Here is a 14,802-nt window from a genome sequence, read left to right as displayed (position 1 = left end):
CCATCAGCCCCCAGACGCTCGATCACGGTAAGTGATTGACCGATGATTTTCCGTGATGCTAATTTGCTGGATGCCGCCGAGACGTCCCGCTTCCCCAGGTGGAGGTGAGGTCTGTCCGGCGCCGGGCACCATCACGGCGGCACGCCTTGACCCGAGAGGAAGCATGCACACCGCCTACCTCGTCGTCACCGTCATCACGATCGTCGCCAACGCCGTGATCGCCGTTCTCGACTTCGCGCGGGCTCCCTGGGTCCTGGCCAACTCCACCGCCGTGAACGTCGACCCGTCCTGGGTCCCGCTGCTGGGGGCGCTCAAGGCCGCCGGCGCCGCCGGCCTGGCCCTCGGGATCATGGGAGTCCCGTACATCGGCCTCGCCGCCGCGATCGGGCTCGTGCTGTTCTTCCTCGGCGCGCTCGTCGCCCACGTCCGTGCCGGGGTCTTCCACAACATCGCCGCGCCAGGGGCCTATTTCGCCCTGGCCGCCGCGTCCGCCGTCCTCGCCGCAAGACAGTGACGAGGCGGTTCCCCCAGCGCTGCTCGCTTGGTGTCGTCGCCCGGCCCCCGGCGCAGTCCTGACTCAGTCGCCGTTCGGCGTCTCCAGCCGCTCGGGGATCTTCGCGAGCGGATATCTGCGCCAGAAGAACGCGTCCGCCGCATGCTGGTCGGCGGCGAAGTTGACCGCTTCGACGATGCGGCCGGCCCGGATGCGGAAGGCCAGCGCCCAGAGAATGTCCAGGCCCTCCGGCTGCGTGCTCCAGCCCCGGTGCAGGTCGATCACCCAGTCGCCGTCGGCGGCGAGGGCTATCGGGTCGGCGCGGAAGCCCGCGCGGGCGAGCTGGGCGAAGAACGCCAGCACCTCGTCGGCGCCTCGCTTGGTTCCGGCGAGCGGATGGTGCCCCGGGATGGTCCACACGATGTCGGCGGCGAAGAAGCGCTCACGCAAGGCGGTCAGGTCGTTGCGCGCATATGCCGCGTAGTAGTCGCGGATCAGCTTGACGTTGGGGTGCTCCTTGGCGGGTTTCGCCTCGGCCGAAGAGGGGCTGCCCACGGCCGCCAGGGCCAGGCCGGCGGCGCCGACGCCCACGGTCCGCAGCAGGGTGGCTCGGCTCAGTTCGGTCACAGAAACCTCCTGGTGTGAAGTTTCTTCATGGTGGCGAGGCCGGCAGGCCGGTGGCCAATACCTGTGTCCATAGCCATCGGCTATGGCTCCATCACCGTCAGCCGGCCACCCGGCCCTGTCTGGCGGAATTCGCGCACACGTTCGGAGGATCGCGGATCCCCCGACAAGCGGTCTCTGCACCCGCGCCCGCCGGCACGGCACCCTCGAAGCATGAACATCTCCGGAAACACCATCTTCATCCCCGGCGCCACCAGCGGCATCGGTCTCGCGCTCGCCCTCGCCCTCCAGGCCAAGGGGAACACCGTCATCGTCGGCGGCCGGCGGGCCGACCTGCTGGAGCGGATCGCCGCCGAGCACCCCGGCATCGACACCGTGCGGATCGACACGACGGACGCGGCGAGCATCGAGGCCGCCGCCAAGCACGTCCTGGCCCGGCACCCCGAGCTGAACGTGCTGGTCACCATGGCCGGCATCATGCGGGTCGAGGACTGGCACCGGCCCGAGTCGTTCCTGGCCTCCGCCGAGGAGGTGGTGACGACCAACGTGGTCGGCCCGATCCGACTCATCGCCGCGTTCGTCGAGCACCTGCAGACGCGGCCGGACGCCACGATCGTCACCGTCTCCTCCGGGCTCGCGTTCGCGCCGCTCAAGGTGACGCCCAGCTACAACGCGTCCAAGGCGGCGATCCACATGCTCAGCGAGTCGCTGCGACTGCAGCTCGCCGACACGAACGTGAAGGTGACGGAGCTGGTGCCGCCGTCCGTACGGACCGCGCTGCTGCCCGGGCAGGAGAGCAGCGAGTTCGCGATGCCGCTGGAGGAGTACGTGGCGGAGGTCGTCGAGCTGCTGGAGACGCGCCCGGACGCGAAGGAGGTGCAGGTCGAGCGGGTCAAGTTCCTGCGGTACGGAGAGGCGCGCGGCGACTACGACCAGGTCGTCGCGACCCTCAACGCCGCCGACCCGCACGGCAAGTAGCCCCTCCCCTTCCTGTTCCTGTTCCTGTTCCTGTTCCTGTTCCTGTTCCTGTTCCTGGACGAGCCCGCCTGCCCGGACAGCCTGCCCCGGACCGCGTCACAGTGGCCCCTCACAGGGCCAGCGCCGCCATGAACGCCATGCTGGCCGCCATCCCGGCCGAGCACGCGTCCCGGCCCAGCGCCCTGCGGTCCCCGCCCCGTTCCAGCAGGACGCGGGCCAGCCGGGCACCGGTCCAGCCCAGGCCGATGAGCAGGGCCACCGCGCCCAGCGACCCGCCCGCGTGGGCGTGCCCGGACCACGAGCCGTCGAGCCCCGGCCCGCCGAGCGCCGCCAATACCAGGAGCACCGACATGAGCACGAAGTCCTGAAGGTGGTGGCCGACCTCCGCCCGCCGGGACGGAGCGCCGCACAGCCAGCCGGCGACCAGCAGCGCGAGCACCGCGACGACGACGAACACCCCGTCCAGGTGCCCGGCCGCCATGCCGAACGCCATGACGACGTACGGCCACCTCTTCCCGGCGCCGGCACGCCAGGACGGCAGCAGGGCCGGGGCGAGGGCCAGCACGCAGCCGGCCCCCACCACCATCGCGTGGAGGACGGGGTCCGAGCCGAGGTCCGCCCAGCGGGTGTCCACGGTGCACTCCTTGCCGTCGCCGATGGTCACACCCCTAGGACAGGACGAACGTACCGAGCCGTGACGGGACGGCGCGCGACCGGATCACCATGATCCAGCATCGCGAGGCCCTCTGCCTCGCCTACCGGCCGCCCGGCAGCCGCGCGTCGTCCGGCCGGCGCTCGCGCATCGCGGCGATGGCCTGCCGCACGTCGGGCTCGATGACCAGGGCCTGCCGCACGCCGGTGATCTCCAGGACGCGTGCGGGCAGCTCCTGCACGTCGGCCAGGCGCAGCACGCCGCCCTGCGCGCGCACGGCGGCCTGCAGCCGCAGCAGGACGTGCAGGCCCCGGCTGTCCAGGAACGTCAGCCCGTGCAGGTCCAGCACCATGCCGGCGCCGAGCCGGCAGTACCGCTCGGCGTAGGACTGCAGCTTGTCGGAGTTGCTGGAGTCGAGCTCGCCCGCCACGGTGATCAGGACTCCTCCGGGCAGCTCCCGGCAGCTCAGGATCAGGGGAGACATGACGCCCTTCCGGCCCGCGATCGTTGCTCCTGGAGCCCAAGACTGAACGCGGTCGTGCCTGTCGGATCTTCCAGCATGGGCTCCATCGTGACGATCTCGCGGCGGAACCCCGGACGGTTCCTCTGACCTCACTCTTGGCCTTACGGCCCCGCCCCGTCTGCACACCAGACGAAGAACGCGCCCCGCTGCCTGTCCAGCAAGCGAAGTCGGCCACCTCGTTTCACGGCTATCCGACCGGGGAGCATACGGCTGTCCGGGCGCGCGGCCAGCCGTACGGGGGCGCGCCGCCAGCCGTACGGGGCGCGGGGCTAGCCGGCCGAGGAGCGCAAGGTGTCGCTGGGCGCGCGTCCGTACGCGGCCTTGTAGGACAGCGCGAAGCGGCCCGGGTGGAAGAAGCCCCAGCGGGCCGCGACCGCGGCCACCGTCGTCGCCGCCGGATCGCCGGCCAGCAGCTCGGCGTGCGCGCGGGCCAGCCTGGCCTGGCGCAGGTAGCCCAGCGGGGTGGTGCCCAGGTGCTGGCGGAAGGCGTACTGCAGGGCGCGGGCGCTGACCCGGGCGGCCGCGGCGATGTCGTCGATGCCGATCGGCGTGCCGGCCCGCTCCTCGATGAACGCGATGGCGCGGCGCAACGTCTGCGAATGGGCGTCGCGGCGGTCGGCGCCGGTCGCGTCGGAGGCGGCGTCGGTGGCGGCGGTGCTGGGCAGGGCCGTCAGGACGCTCGCGGCCAGGAGCTGCCCGGCCGCCGAGACCACCAGGGGCTCGCCCGCCACCGCCGCGTTCCCCAGGACGTCGTCACGCAGGTAGGCGATCGTGCGCTGCAGGTGCCGGCCGGCGGCGGCGGACACGGGCCGGTGCCCCAGCAGCCGCACCGGCCCCGGGCCGTGCTCCGGCGACGTGCCGGCCACCGACTGCAGCAACGCGTCGTCGAACATCACGATGTTGTACCGCGACCGGCGGACCTCGCCCGCGTAGGGCCGGTCCGGCGGCGCGAACAACACCGCGTCACCCGGCCCGAACACCTCCTCCTCCTGGCCCGCGACCTGCTGCACGATCGACCCCGACTCCACCACGCACAGGCACACCTTGCCCAGCGGGTGCACGTCGTAGCTCATCGCGCACTCCAGCCACAGCCGGTCGACGCTGACCGAGCCCAGCACCTCACGCGAGATCCGGGTACGCGGCCCGGCCACGTCGGACCCGATGCTCATCCTGGCGTAGGCCTTGCTGAGGAACTCCTCGGTCTGCCCGAGATCGCGGCTGTCGAAGGTCAACGGCTCCATGACACGCTCCGCTCGCCGTCCTCATTACGGCCGTGGCAGCCGCGACCGCCTCCCGGGGGCGCGAGGTCGGCTGCACGAACGGCCATACGGTGATGGTAGTCCGGCCACGACGCCACGGTCAGGAGCACCGCTCGGGGACGTACTCGCCACCGGGATGTACTCGGCACGGCGGTCAGGGGCACCGCTCCAGGACGTACTCGGCGACCTGGGCGTGCGTGGCGTACCAGACGCCCTCGTGCGCGTCGATGTGCTCCAGCAGCTCACGCAGCGCCACCATGCGGGAGCGGTGCCCGATGACGTGCGGGTGCATGGTGAGCTGGAACAGCCCGCCCTCCTCCAGCGCGGCGTCGAACTCGTCGCGCCAGACCCCGGCCACCTGCCGCGGCGGCGTGGACCACCGTAGCCCGCCCCGGTGCTCGATCGTCAGGTACGGGACGTCGTCCCTGATCCACTCCACCGGGATCTCCACCACGCCGGTCGGCTCACCGTCGGCCAGCAGCTCGTACGGGTCGTCGTCCGCCATCAGGGACGAGTCGTAACGCAGCCCCAGCTCGCGCGTGATCGCCAGCGTGTGATGGGAGAACTCCCACGCGGGGGTGCGGATGCCGACGGGCCGGGTGCCGGTCAGCTTCTCCAGGGTGTCGGCGGCGCGCAGGGCCAGCTCGCGCTCGTCGGCCGGGTCGAGCATTGTGTTGCTCTCGTGGATCCAGCCGTGCATGCCCACCTCGTGCCCGGCGGCCACGTAGCTCCGTACCTCCTCCGGGTGCAGGAGCGCCGAGACCGCCGGCATGAAGAACGACGCCGGGACGCCGAAGCGCTCCAGCAGGCGCAGCACCCGTGGCGCGCCGACGCGCGAGCCGTACTCGCCCTGGGCCAGCTTGCCGGGGCCGGTCTCGCCGTGACGTAACGGGATCGTCTCGTGATCGGCGTCGAACGACAGCGCGACGGCCACCCGGGCCCCGCCCGGCCAGGACGCGGGTCGCAGGGAACGCCCGGCACGCACCCGCGCCACATGGGCACGCCAGGTCGGCTCGTCCCACTGCCAGGGCTGCTGGTCGGCGGTCATGCGCGTTCTCCGTTCCGTGCGGCACACCGGCCCCGCGGGCCGCCACCATCGACGCCCCGCGGGCTCGCAAGGGAGCTTACGTGCCCGGCCCCCGACGCAGAAGCCACCCCGAAACGGCAGGGCGGTGCCGCACACCCCGGCGTGTCCCGCAGCACCACACCACCCAAGGACGGGCGCGCGTCAGCGGGCCGGCATCAAGGTCCGCTTCCGCGACGCGTAGACGTCGTCGATCAGCCGGTATGCGCGTGCCTGCTCGGCCGTGAAGATGCGATCCCGTTCGATGTCCTTCCTGATCTCCAGCACGCCCCTGCCGGTGTGCCGGGCGAGGATCTCCTCCTGCTGGTCGCGCATCCGCAGGATCTCGCGGGCGTGGATCTCCAGGTCGCTGCCCTGGCCGCGCCCGCCCTCGGTGCGCGGCTCGTGCAGGAGCACGCGGGCGTGGGGCAGGGCGGAGCGTTTGCCGGGCGTGCCGGCCGCCAGCAGGACCGCGGCCGCGGAGGCGGCCTCGCCGATGCAGACGGTGTGGATCTCGGGGCGGACGAACTGCATGGTGTCGTAGATGGCGGTCATCGCGGTGAACGACCCGCCGGGCGAGTTGATGTAGAGGCTGATGTCGCGGTCGGGGTCGAGCGACTCCAGCGTCAGGAGCTGCGCCATCACGTCGTTGGCGAGGGTGTCGTCGATCGGCGCGGCCAGGAACACCACGCGGTCCTCGAACAGCTTGTTGTACGGGTTGACCTCTTTGGCCCCGTAGGAGGTGCGTTCGGTGAACGAGGGCAGCACGTATCGGCCGCTCATGTCAGTTCATCCCTTCGGCGATGTGGTCGACGATGCCGTATTCGAGGGCCTGCCGGGCGGTGAACCAGCGGTCGCGGTCGGAGTCGGCCTGGATGCGTTCGAGCAGCTGGCCGGTGTGGTGGGCGATGATCTCGGCCATCCGCCGCTTGGTGTAGAGCATGTTCTCGGCCTGGATCTGGATGTCGCTGGCCGAGCCCCCGATGCCGCCCAGCGGTTGGTGCATCACGACGCGGGCGTTGGGCAGCGCGTAGCGTTTGCCTTTCGTGCCGGCGGTCAGCAGCACCTGGCCCATCGACGCGGCCAGGCCCATCGCCACCGTCCGCACGTCGCAAGGAATGAACTGCATCATGTCGTAGAGCGCGAGGCCCGCCTGCACGCTGCCGCCCGGTGAATTGATGTAAAGCGTTATGTCTTGCCGTGGGTCTTCGGCGGCCAGCAAAAGCAGCTCCCCGCACAGCCGGTTGCAGATCTCGTCGTCGACCTCCTGGCCGAGGACGACGATCCGCTCCTTCAGCAGGCGCCGGCCGAGCTGGTCTGGCCAGGCCGCACGCTGGGTCTCCGTCATGACGGGTGCTTCCTTTCTCCGCGTGCCTTTCTTCGGAAAACGCTAGACCCGGCCGGCCGTGACAAAGGAAAGCTTTCGCTGGCGGCGCATTTCCCTGAAAGCGCATTACTCCCAGAGCGAATTTCCGTCGACATACAATCGCGGATGTGAGAAGGAGCCTTGCCCGTCGCTGGACGTGCCTCGTCCTGGGCGGGGCGCTGCTGATGCCGTACATGATGGTCGGCGTGCTCGTCGCCGGCCTCGCGCGCGGCGAGTCGGCGAACCTGCTGCTGCCCGTCCAGGTCGGCGTGTTCGCCGCGGTGCTGCCCGTGGTGGCGGTGACCGGGCTGTTCCTGCCGGTGCGCGGGCTGTCGGTGAACGCGGCGCAGGGCCTGCTCGGGGCACGCGTGGAGACCCCGCCGCCGCGGCAGCAGGGGCGGTCGTGGCAGGAGCGGCGGCGCACGGCGGCCTGGTTCACGCTGCACCTGGCGGTCGGCGGGGTGGTGAGCGGGTTCACGCTGGCGGTGGTGCCGTTCACGATGGTCACGCTGGTGCTGCCGTTCACGGGGCAGTCGACGCCGGTGCTCGGCCTTCCCGTCACGCCCGGGTGGAGCGCCATCGGGTGGGCGGTGGCGGGGCTCGCGCTGCTGGCGGCCCTGGTCGCCATGGCCGCCGGCGCGGGTGAGCTGCTGGCGCGGCTGGCGCCCGTCCTGCTCGGCCCCACCCCCGCCGAACGGCTGGCCGCCGCCGAGGAGCACGCCCGTACGCTGGCCGAGCGCAACCGGCTGGCCCGCGAGCTGCACGACTCGGTCGGCCACGCGCTCAGCGTCGTCACCTTGCAGGCCGCCGCGGCGGGCCGGGTCCTCGACCGCGACCCCGCCACCGCCAGGACGGCGCTGGCCGCCATCGAGCAGTCGGCCCGCACCGCCTTGGAGGACCTCGACCACGTGCTGGGCGTCCTGCGCGACGACGGCGCCGGATCGCGCGGCGGGCCCGCGCCGCAGGGGACGCTGGAGGACCTCGACGAGCTCATCGCCTCCTCCGGTGCCCGGGTGCTGCGAGAGGTGGGCGACCTGTCCGGGGTGCCCGCCGTCGTCTCGCGCGAGGCGTACCGCATCGTGCAGGAGGCACTGACCAACGCCCTCAAGCACGGCCGCGGCCCGGTACGCCTGACCGCCGCCGTCGAAGGGGACGACCTGCGCCTGGAGGTCACCAACGACGGCGGGAGGAGCGCCCGCGCCCGCACGGGCGGCAGGGGCGTGGCCGGGATGCGGGAGCGGGTCCGGCTGCTGCGCGGCACGCTCGACGCCGGCCCCACGGAGAGCGGGACCGGGTGGCGGGTCGCGGCCCGCCTGCCGCTACGGTCGCACTCATGACCCTGCGCGTAGTGATCGCCGACGACGAGGACCTCATCCGCGCCGGCCTGCGCATCATCCTTGACAGCGAGCCGGACCTGGAGGTGGTCGGCGAGGCGGCCGACGGCGCCGCCGTGCTGCCCGTGGTACGCCGGGAGCGGCCCCACGTGGTGCTGATGGACGTGCGCATGCCCGCCCTCGACGGCATCCGCGCCACCGAGCGCCTGCTCGCCCTGGACGACCCGCCCAAGGTGCTGGTGGTGACCACGTTCGAGAACGACGACTACGTCTACGACGCGCTGCGCGCCGGCGCGTCCGGTTTCCTGCTCAAACGCACCAGGCCGGACGATTTGGTGCAGGCCGTCCGGCTGGTGGCGGCGGGTGAGTCCTTGTTGTTCCCTGCCGCGATCCGGGCGCTGGCAGGCCGCCGCCCCCAGGCCCGGGTGCCCGGCATCGACCGGCTGACCGGTCGCGAGGGCGACGTGCTGCGGCTGATGACCAAGGGCCTGTCCAACCACGAGATCGCCGCGGAGCTCGTGGTCAGCCAGGAGACGGTCAAGACGCACGTGGGCAACGTGCTGGCCAAGCTGGGTGCGCGCGACCGCACCCAGGCGGTGATCGCCGCGTACGAGTCGGGGTTCGTCTCCCCCACCGGGTAGCCCGTCACCCCCACCGGTCGGTTCGTCTCCCCACCGGTCGGTCCGTCCGGCCCACCGGTCGGTTCGTCTCCCCCACCGCCCAGCGGGCTAGAGGGTGATGCCACCGCGCCGCAGCAGCTCGGCGGCGGGCAGCAGGGTCGCCTCCGTGGCGGTCAGCCCCGCCCCGGCGAGGGCGCGGTCGACCAGGTTCAGGCCCACCGCGTATCCCGCCATGTCGGGAATGCCGCGCGGCTCCTGCCCGAACCTCTGCATCGGGCCGTCACCCAGCACGTACGCGGACGTGTGCTGCATCCCCTCCAGCCAGAAATCGGCGGTGATCTTCTCGTACGCCCTCTCGTACGCCTCACCGGTCACCATCCCCGACCACGGCCCCATCGCCTCCGGCCCCGACAGCTCCCGTACGAACGCCTCGGCCAGCCCCTCGGCGATCACGTGCTCGCCCACGGTCACGGTCACCGGGTTCCACTCCACGTTGGTGAAGCGGATCTTGTGGTGGAACTCGTGCACCGCCAGGTGCCCGATGCGCCCGATCACCTCTTCCGACGGCCAGGCCAGCAGGTACAGCCACTCGGAGCCGCCGCCCATGCCGTAGTAGCCGCGGGAGGTCTTCATGAGGTGCTCGTTGTCGGGGTTGCCCATCATGAACATGACCTTGATCACGTCGGGCTGCTTGGCCGCGCTCAGCCGCTCGGAGGCGCGCTCCAGCTCGCGCCGCACCTGGCCGAGCACGTCCTGCTCGATCATGGCGCGGACGGCCGGCAGGTAGCGCGGGTCGTCGACGTCGACCCGGAAGCCGCCGCCGGAGTGGTGGATGTCGACGAGGTCGCCGGGCATAGGGATCGCCGCGCGCGTCGGCGCCATGATCTCCCGCAACGCGTCGGGCCGCCGGTCGAGCGGCAGCTCCAGCAGCTCGGCCATCGCCGTCAGGGTGTCCTGAATGATGATTTCCATGCCGGGGACGCTAAAGCCTCACGTTACGTGAGGCTCAAACCATTTACGCCTCACAGCGGCGACTCCTCGCCCGGATCCTCCCCCGGCGACCGTCCCGGCGTGTTCTGCCCGCTCTCCGACGGCGACGGCGACTGCGACGGCGAGGGCTGCGGCACCGGCGTCTCCGGCGTCGGCGGCGGCGTCGGCACGAAGACCGTCGGCGGCAACTGCCGCGGCTGCTGCTCGGTGTCCTGCCGCCCGAACAGCAGCAACAGCAGGATCGCCGTCACGAGCAGGAGCAGCAGCACCAGCGCCAGCGCCGCCAGCAGCACCCGCTTGCGCGTCTCGGTCAGCGGCAGCCGCCGCCTGGCCGGCCCCGGCAGCGCCGGCGCGCGGTCGGTCAGCCAGTACGGCACGAAGTCCGGCCCGTGCGCCTCCCCGATGAACGTCCCGCCCACCATGACCGGCTCCAGGAACCACTCGGCCCCCGGCCGCCCCGGCGCGTACGGCACCGCCACCCACGGCGCCCGCCCGCCCTCGAACGCCAGCACCTCGGGCGCGCCCTCCAGCACCGCCCCCCGCTGCCGCCCGGACCGCCCTAGCCAGCCCCGCATCCCGGACCGCTCCCGGCCGCCCGCCTCCCGGATCGCGGTGACGAACCGGTCGCGTGCGGCGGCGTCGTAGGCCGCGCCCCGCGTCAGCACCGCCAGCGACACGGCACGCCCGTCGGGCGCCTGGCCCAGGTACACGAACCCGGCCGGCGCCGCGTGCAGGCGGGCCTGCACCACGTAGGGCCCCAGCCGGGGAGGATCACCGAACTGCAGGGGACTTGCCACGTTTGCCATGAAAGCACAGACGTGGCGTCGTGCACGTTTGCGGCGCGTTTGGTGGAATGGCGTCATGAGCGTCGCCGAAGAGTTGCCAGGCGGAACCGACGCGGCACTGCTGCGTCAGAGTCTCGACGAGGTCCGGCGGGTCATCGTCGGGCAGGACCACATGGTCGAAAGGCTCCTCGTGGCCCTGCTGGCGCGGGGGCACTGCCTGCTCGAAGGCGTCCCCGGCGTCGCCAAGACCCTCGCCGCCGCCACCCTGGCCACCGTCGTGGGCGGTACGTTCGCCCGCATCCAGTTCACCCCCGACCTCGTGCCGAGCGACATCGTCGGCACCCGCGTCTACCATCCCTCCAACGAGAAGTTCGATGTCGAGCTCGGCCCCGTCTTCGTCAACTTCCTGCTGGCCGACGAGATCAACCGCGCCCCCGCCAAGGTCCAGTCGGCGCTGCTGGAGGTGATGGCCGAGCGCCAGGTCACGCTCGCCGGCGTCACCCACCCGCTGCCCAGGCCGTTCATCGTGCTCGCCACGCAGAACCCGATCGAGTCCGAAGGCGTCTACCCCCTGCCGGAGGTGCAGCGCGACCGGTTCCTGTTCCGCGTGCGCGTCCCCCACCCCAGCGCCCACGAGGAGCTGGAGATCCTGCACCGCATGAGCGTCCGGCCGCCCGTCCCCGAGCGGGTGCTCGACCCCGACAAGCTGCTGGCCCTCCAGGAGGCGGCCGAGCAGGTCTCGGTGCACCAGCTCGTCGCCGACTACGTCGTCCGGCTCGTCATGTCCACCCGCGCCCCCGCCGAGTACGGCCTGGCCGACCTCACCGAGACCATCGAGATCGGCGTCAGCCCCCGCGCCACCCTCGGCCTGGTCTCGGCCGGCCGGGCGCTCGCCCTGCTGCGCGGCCGCGACTACCTGCTGCCCGACGACGTACGCGACGTCGCCGTGGACGTCATGGCGCACCGCCTGATGCTCACCTTCGACGCCCTGGCCGACGGCGTCGACCCCGAGACCGTCGTCAAGCAGATCCTTCAGGCCGTGCCCCCGCCCCTCGTCGTCTGGAACCAGAACCGTTGAGCCCCACCACCGCAGAGCAGGCCCTGCGCCGCCTGGAGCTGACCGTCACCCGCCGGCTCGACGGCCTGCTGCACGGCGCCCACCAGGGCCTGCTGCCCGGCACCGGCAGCGAGGCCGGCGACAGCCGCGTCTACGTGCCCGGCGAGGACGACGTGCGCCGCATGGACTGGAACGTCACCGCCCGCACGACCGTCCCGCACGTGCGCGACCTCATCGCCGACCGCGAGCTGGAGACGTGGGCCCTGGCCGACCTGTCGCCCAGCATGGACTTCGGCACCGCCGAGACCGACAAGCGCGACCTGGTCGTGGCCGCCGTCGGCGCGATCGGCTTCCTGTCCAGCCGCATGGGCGACCGGTTCGGCGCGCTGGTCATCCACGACGAGTTCGTGCACCGCATGCCCGCCCGCACCGGCCGCCCCGCCCTCTACGGGCTGCTGCACTCCCTCATGGACGCCCCGCGCGGCAGCGTCGTCCCCGACCCGCCCGACCTCGCGGAAGGCATCGAGATCCTGTCCGCCACCCGCCGGCGGCGCGGCATGCGGCTGATCGTCTCCGACTTCCTCGACGCCCGCCCCGACCTCGACCCCGACGCCGAACGCCCCTGGGAGCGCCCCATCCGGCGCCTGGCGGCCCGCCACCAGGTGCTGGCCGTCGAGGTCATCGACCCCCGCGAGCTCGAGCTGCCCGACGTGGGCCGGGTCGCGTTCGCCGACCCCGAGACCGGGAACGTACGCGAGGTGCACCTTTCGCCCAAGATTCGGCGCGCGTACGCGGAGGCCGCCGCCCTGCAGCGCGAGGGCACCCGCCTGGCCCTGCGCCGCGCCGGCATCGCCCACCTCGTGCTGCGCACCGACCGCGACTGGGTGTTCGACGTCGCGCAGTTCGTGCTGCGCCAGCGCCGCATGAGCCACCTCGCCCACCGGAGGCCCACCGCATGACATTCCTCGCCCCTGGGTGGTTGTGGCTGTTCGTGCTGGTGCTGCTGCTCGTGGCCGGCTACATCGCGTCGATGTTCGCCCGCCGCCGCTACACCGTGCGCTTCACCAACCTCGCCCTGCTCAACCTCGTCGCCCCCGCCGGCCCCGGCTGGCGCCGCCACGTCGCCCCCGCCCTGTTCCTCGTCATGATGTCGCTCCTGGTCATCGGCGCCGCCAAGCCCGCCGACCAGGTCCGCGTGCCCCGCGACCGCGCCACCATCATGATCGCCCTCGACGTCTCCCTGTCCATGGACGCCGACGACGTCCAGCCCGACCGCATCAGCGCCGCCAAGTCCGCCGCCCAGGCGTTCGCCAAGGAGCTGCCCGACCGCTTCAACGTCGGCGTCGTCTCCTTCGCCCGCTCCGCCAACGTCGTCATCTCCCCCACCACCGACCACCAGGCCGTCGTCACCGCCATCGGCAACCTCACCACCCGCCCCGGCACCGCGATCGGCGAGGCCGTCTTCAACGCGCTGGAGTCGGTGCGCTCCTTCGACCAGCAGGCCGCCACCGACCCGCCGCCGGCCGCCATCGTGCTGCTCTCCGACGGCGACAACACCTCCGGCCGCTCCGTGAACGAGGCCATCGAGGCCGCCCAGCAGGCCCGCGTCCCCGTCTCCACCATCGCGTACGGCACCCAGGAGGGCACCGTCGACATCGACGGCCGGCCCGTGAACGTCCCGGTCAACAAGCAGACCCTGCAGTCGCTGTCCGACGGCACCAGCGGCCGCGCCTACACCGCCGAGTCCGGCAGCGAGCTGCGCGAGGTCTACGAGCAGATCGGCACCTCGCTCGGCTACAAGCTGGTCAACCAGGAGATCACCCAGTGGTTCATCGTGGCCGCCATCCTGGCCGGGCTGCTGGTGGCGGGCGCGGCGGTCCTGTTCGGCTCGCGGATCCCGTAACGTTTGGCGACGTGGCCCACTATTTCTCCGAGCAGCCGTCGACCGCGAGCAGGCCGGGCTCCGTCGATCTCGTCCTGCCCGACCTGCACCTGCGGCTGGAGACCGACAGCGGCGTGTTCTCCCCCGACCGGGTGGATGTCGGCACGCGGGTGCTGCTGGAGAGCGTCCCGCCGCCGCCGCAGGAGGGCGACCTGCTCGACCTGGGCTGCGGCTACGGGCCGATCGCGCTGACCATGGCCAAGCGGGCGCCCAGGGCGACGGTGTGGGCCGTCGATGTGAACCGGCGCAGCCTGGAGCTGACCCAGCGGAACGCCCAGGCCGCTGCCCTTGACAAAGTAAGGTCAGTACATATTGATGAAGTGCCAGATGAAGTGAAATTTCGGGCCATCTGGTCTAATCCTGCGATCCGGATTGGGAAGCAGGCACTGCACGACATGCTCACCAGGTGGCTCACCCGGCTCACGCCCGACGGCGTGGCCTACCTGGTCGTCCAGAAACACCTCGGCTCGGACTCCCTGCAGCGCTGGCTCGGCGAGCAGGGCTGGCAGGCCTCCCGCGAGGCCAGCCGGGCCGCCTACCGCATCCTGAAGGTGACCCGATGAGAAGGCAGCTGCGCCCCACCGACGTCAAGCGGCTCAACCGCACCTGGCGCAGGAACACCCACCACCGTCTCGGCCTCATCATCGAGTCCGTCACCGGCCCGTTCAACATCGGCTCGATCTTCCGCAGCGCCGCCGCGTTCGGCGTCGACGAGATCTGGCTGGCCGGCAACGCGACCCCGCCCACCAACCCCAAGGCGGGCAAGACCGCGCTCGGCACCGAGCGCCTGGTCGACTGGCACGAGGCCGTGCCCGCCGTCGAGGCCGTCAAGGCCGCGCGGGAAGAGGGCTACGCGGTGCTCGCGATCGAGCTGACCGCCGAGGCCGTGCCACTGCACCGCGCCGACCTGGCCCGCGACGTGTGCCTGGTCGTCGGCAGCGAGGACCACGGCTGCTCCCCCGCCCTGCTCGACGCCGTCGACGGAGCCTGCTACATCCCGCAGGTCGGGCGGGTCGGCTCGTTCAACGTCGCGGTCGCCGCCGCCATCGCGCTGGCCGAGGCCCGCCGCCAGGAGTGGCAGAATCTCCCTGATTCGTAACCGCACCGTTCACCCGG

17 protein-coding genes and 1 pseudogene are annotated in these 14,802 nt (G+C 72.0%); 9 read left to right on the top strand and 9 right to left on the bottom strand.

The window, feature by feature from the left end; genetic code table 11:
- Positions 1 to 163: 163 nt before the first annotated feature.
- Complete coding sequence (locus tag HCN51_RS23375; RefSeq protein WP_168011589.1) at positions 164 to 514, top strand: DoxX family protein; 351 nt, start codon at positions 164 to 166, stop codon at positions 512 to 514.
- A 63-nt stretch (positions 515 to 577) separates the two neighbouring features.
- On the opposite strand, the gene HCN51_RS23370 is transcribed toward HCN51_RS23375, so the two are convergent.
- Positions 578 to 1,120, bottom strand: a complete 543-nt coding sequence (locus HCN51_RS23370; protein ID WP_168011588.1) for a nuclear transport factor 2 family protein — start codon at positions 1,118 to 1,120, stop codon at positions 578 to 580.
- A 210-nt stretch (positions 1,121 to 1,330) separates the two neighbouring features.
- On the opposite strand from HCN51_RS23370, the gene HCN51_RS23365 reads away from it, so the two are divergent.
- Positions 1,331 to 2,095, top strand: a complete 765-nt coding sequence (locus HCN51_RS23365) for an SDR family oxidoreductase (protein ID WP_168011587.1) — start codon at positions 1,331 to 1,333, stop codon at positions 2,093 to 2,095.
- Between the two features lie 109 nt (positions 2,096 to 2,204).
- Here the strand turns inward: HCN51_RS23365 and HCN51_RS23360 are convergent, their stop codons facing one another.
- From HCN51_RS23360 to HCN51_RS23335, 6 genes and pseudogenes are all read right to left on the bottom strand, one after another.
- Positions 2,205 to 2,759, bottom strand: coding sequence for a hypothetical protein (locus HCN51_RS23360; RefSeq protein ID WP_168011586.1), 555 nt, complete (start codon positions 2,757 to 2,759; stop codon positions 2,205 to 2,207).
- Positions 2,760 to 2,850: 91 nt separating this feature from the next.
- Positions 2,851 to 3,231, bottom strand: coding sequence for an STAS domain-containing protein (locus HCN51_RS23355; protein WP_168011585.1), 381 nt, complete (start codon positions 3,229 to 3,231; stop codon positions 2,851 to 2,853).
- Between the two features lie 308 nt (positions 3,232 to 3,539).
- Positions 3,540 to 4,511: an AraC family transcriptional regulator gene (locus HCN51_RS23350; RefSeq protein ID WP_168011584.1), complete on the bottom strand. Its 972-nt coding sequence runs from the start codon at positions 4,509 to 4,511 to the stop codon at positions 3,540 to 3,542.
- Between the two features lie 172 nt (positions 4,512 to 4,683).
- Entirely contained in the window at positions 4,684 to 5,577 is an 894-nt protein-coding gene (locus HCN51_RS23345; RefSeq protein WP_168011583.1) for a polysaccharide deacetylase family protein, read from the bottom strand.
- 180 nt (positions 5,578 to 5,757) lie between these two features.
- Positions 5,758 to 6,375: an ATP-dependent Clp protease proteolytic subunit gene (locus HCN51_RS23340; protein WP_168011582.1), complete on the bottom strand. Its 618-nt coding sequence runs from the start codon at positions 6,373 to 6,375 to the stop codon at positions 5,758 to 5,760.
- 1 nt (position 6,376) lies between these two features.
- Positions 6,377 to 6,946 (bottom strand): annotated as a pseudogene (locus tag HCN51_RS23335) (ClpP family protease); the annotation flags it as partial.
- Positions 6,947 to 7,086: 140 nt separating this feature from the next.
- Between HCN51_RS23335 and HCN51_RS23330 the strand changes: the two are divergent.
- Together HCN51_RS23330 and HCN51_RS23325 are read left to right on the top strand one after the other, a co-directional pair.
- Positions 7,087 to 8,295 carry a sensor histidine kinase gene (locus tag HCN51_RS23330; RefSeq protein WP_346433760.1) on the top strand — a complete coding sequence of 403 codons (1,209 nt, stop codon included), beginning with the start codon at positions 7,087 to 7,089 and terminating at the stop codon, positions 8,293 to 8,295.
- Positions 8,292 to 8,933 carry a response regulator transcription factor gene (locus HCN51_RS23325; protein WP_168011580.1) on the top strand — a complete coding sequence of 214 codons (642 nt, stop codon included), beginning with the start codon at positions 8,292 to 8,294 and terminating at the stop codon, positions 8,931 to 8,933. The genes HCN51_RS23330 and HCN51_RS23325 overlap by 4 nt, the downstream gene beginning before the upstream one ends.
- A gap of 87 nt (positions 8,934 to 9,020) precedes the next feature.
- Here HCN51_RS23325 and HCN51_RS23320 read toward each other — a convergent pair whose 3' ends face one another.
- A complete protein-coding gene (locus HCN51_RS23320; protein ID WP_168011579.1) occupies positions 9,021 to 9,884 on the bottom strand; it encodes a DUF2268 domain-containing putative Zn-dependent protease in 864 nt (287 codons plus the stop codon).
- Between the two features lie 50 nt (positions 9,885 to 9,934).
- Complete coding sequence (locus tag HCN51_RS23315) at positions 9,935 to 10,708, bottom strand: hypothetical protein (protein WP_206067564.1); 774 nt, start codon at positions 10,706 to 10,708, stop codon at positions 9,935 to 9,937.
- A 55-nt stretch (positions 10,709 to 10,763) separates the two neighbouring features.
- Between HCN51_RS23315 and HCN51_RS23310 the strand changes: the two genes are divergently transcribed.
- Genes HCN51_RS23310 through HCN51_RS23290 form a run of 5 tightly spaced genes read left to right on the top strand, consistent with a single transcriptional unit; the run spans position 10,764 to position 14,785 of the window.
- Positions 10,764 to 11,765: an AAA family ATPase gene (locus HCN51_RS23310; protein ID WP_168011577.1), complete on the top strand. Its 1,002-nt coding sequence runs from the start codon at positions 10,764 to 10,766 to the stop codon at positions 11,763 to 11,765.
- On the top strand, positions 11,762 to 12,703 hold the full coding sequence (locus tag HCN51_RS23305; RefSeq protein ID WP_168011576.1) for a DUF58 domain-containing protein: 942 nt from the start codon (positions 11,762 to 11,764) through the stop codon (positions 12,701 to 12,703). The genes HCN51_RS23310 and HCN51_RS23305 overlap by 4 nt, the downstream gene beginning before the upstream one ends.
- Positions 12,700 to 13,647 carry a VWA domain-containing protein gene (locus HCN51_RS23300; RefSeq protein ID WP_080040236.1) on the top strand — a complete coding sequence of 316 codons (948 nt, stop codon included), beginning with the start codon at positions 12,700 to 12,702 and terminating at the stop codon, positions 13,645 to 13,647. Before HCN51_RS23305 ends, HCN51_RS23300 begins: the two co-directional genes overlap by 4 nt.
- Before the next feature lie 11 nt (positions 13,648 to 13,658).
- Positions 13,659 to 14,249, top strand: coding sequence for a methyltransferase (locus HCN51_RS23295; protein WP_168011575.1), 591 nt, complete (start codon positions 13,659 to 13,661; stop codon positions 14,247 to 14,249).
- The gene (locus tag HCN51_RS23290) at positions 14,246 to 14,785 is read left to right on the top strand and encodes a TrmH family RNA methyltransferase (protein WP_080040238.1); all 540 of its coding nucleotides are present in this window, start codon (positions 14,246 to 14,248) and stop codon (positions 14,783 to 14,785) included. Before HCN51_RS23295 ends, HCN51_RS23290 begins: the two co-directional genes overlap by 4 nt.
- The last annotated feature ends 17 nt before the right edge of the window (positions 14,786 to 14,802 follow it).

This window comes from Nonomuraea composti (assembly GCF_012034275.1).
Lineage (GTDB): Bacteria > Actinomycetota > Actinomycetes > Streptosporangiales > Streptosporangiaceae > Nonomuraea > Nonomuraea composti.
This window is presented reverse-complemented; position numbering and strand designations above follow the sequence as displayed.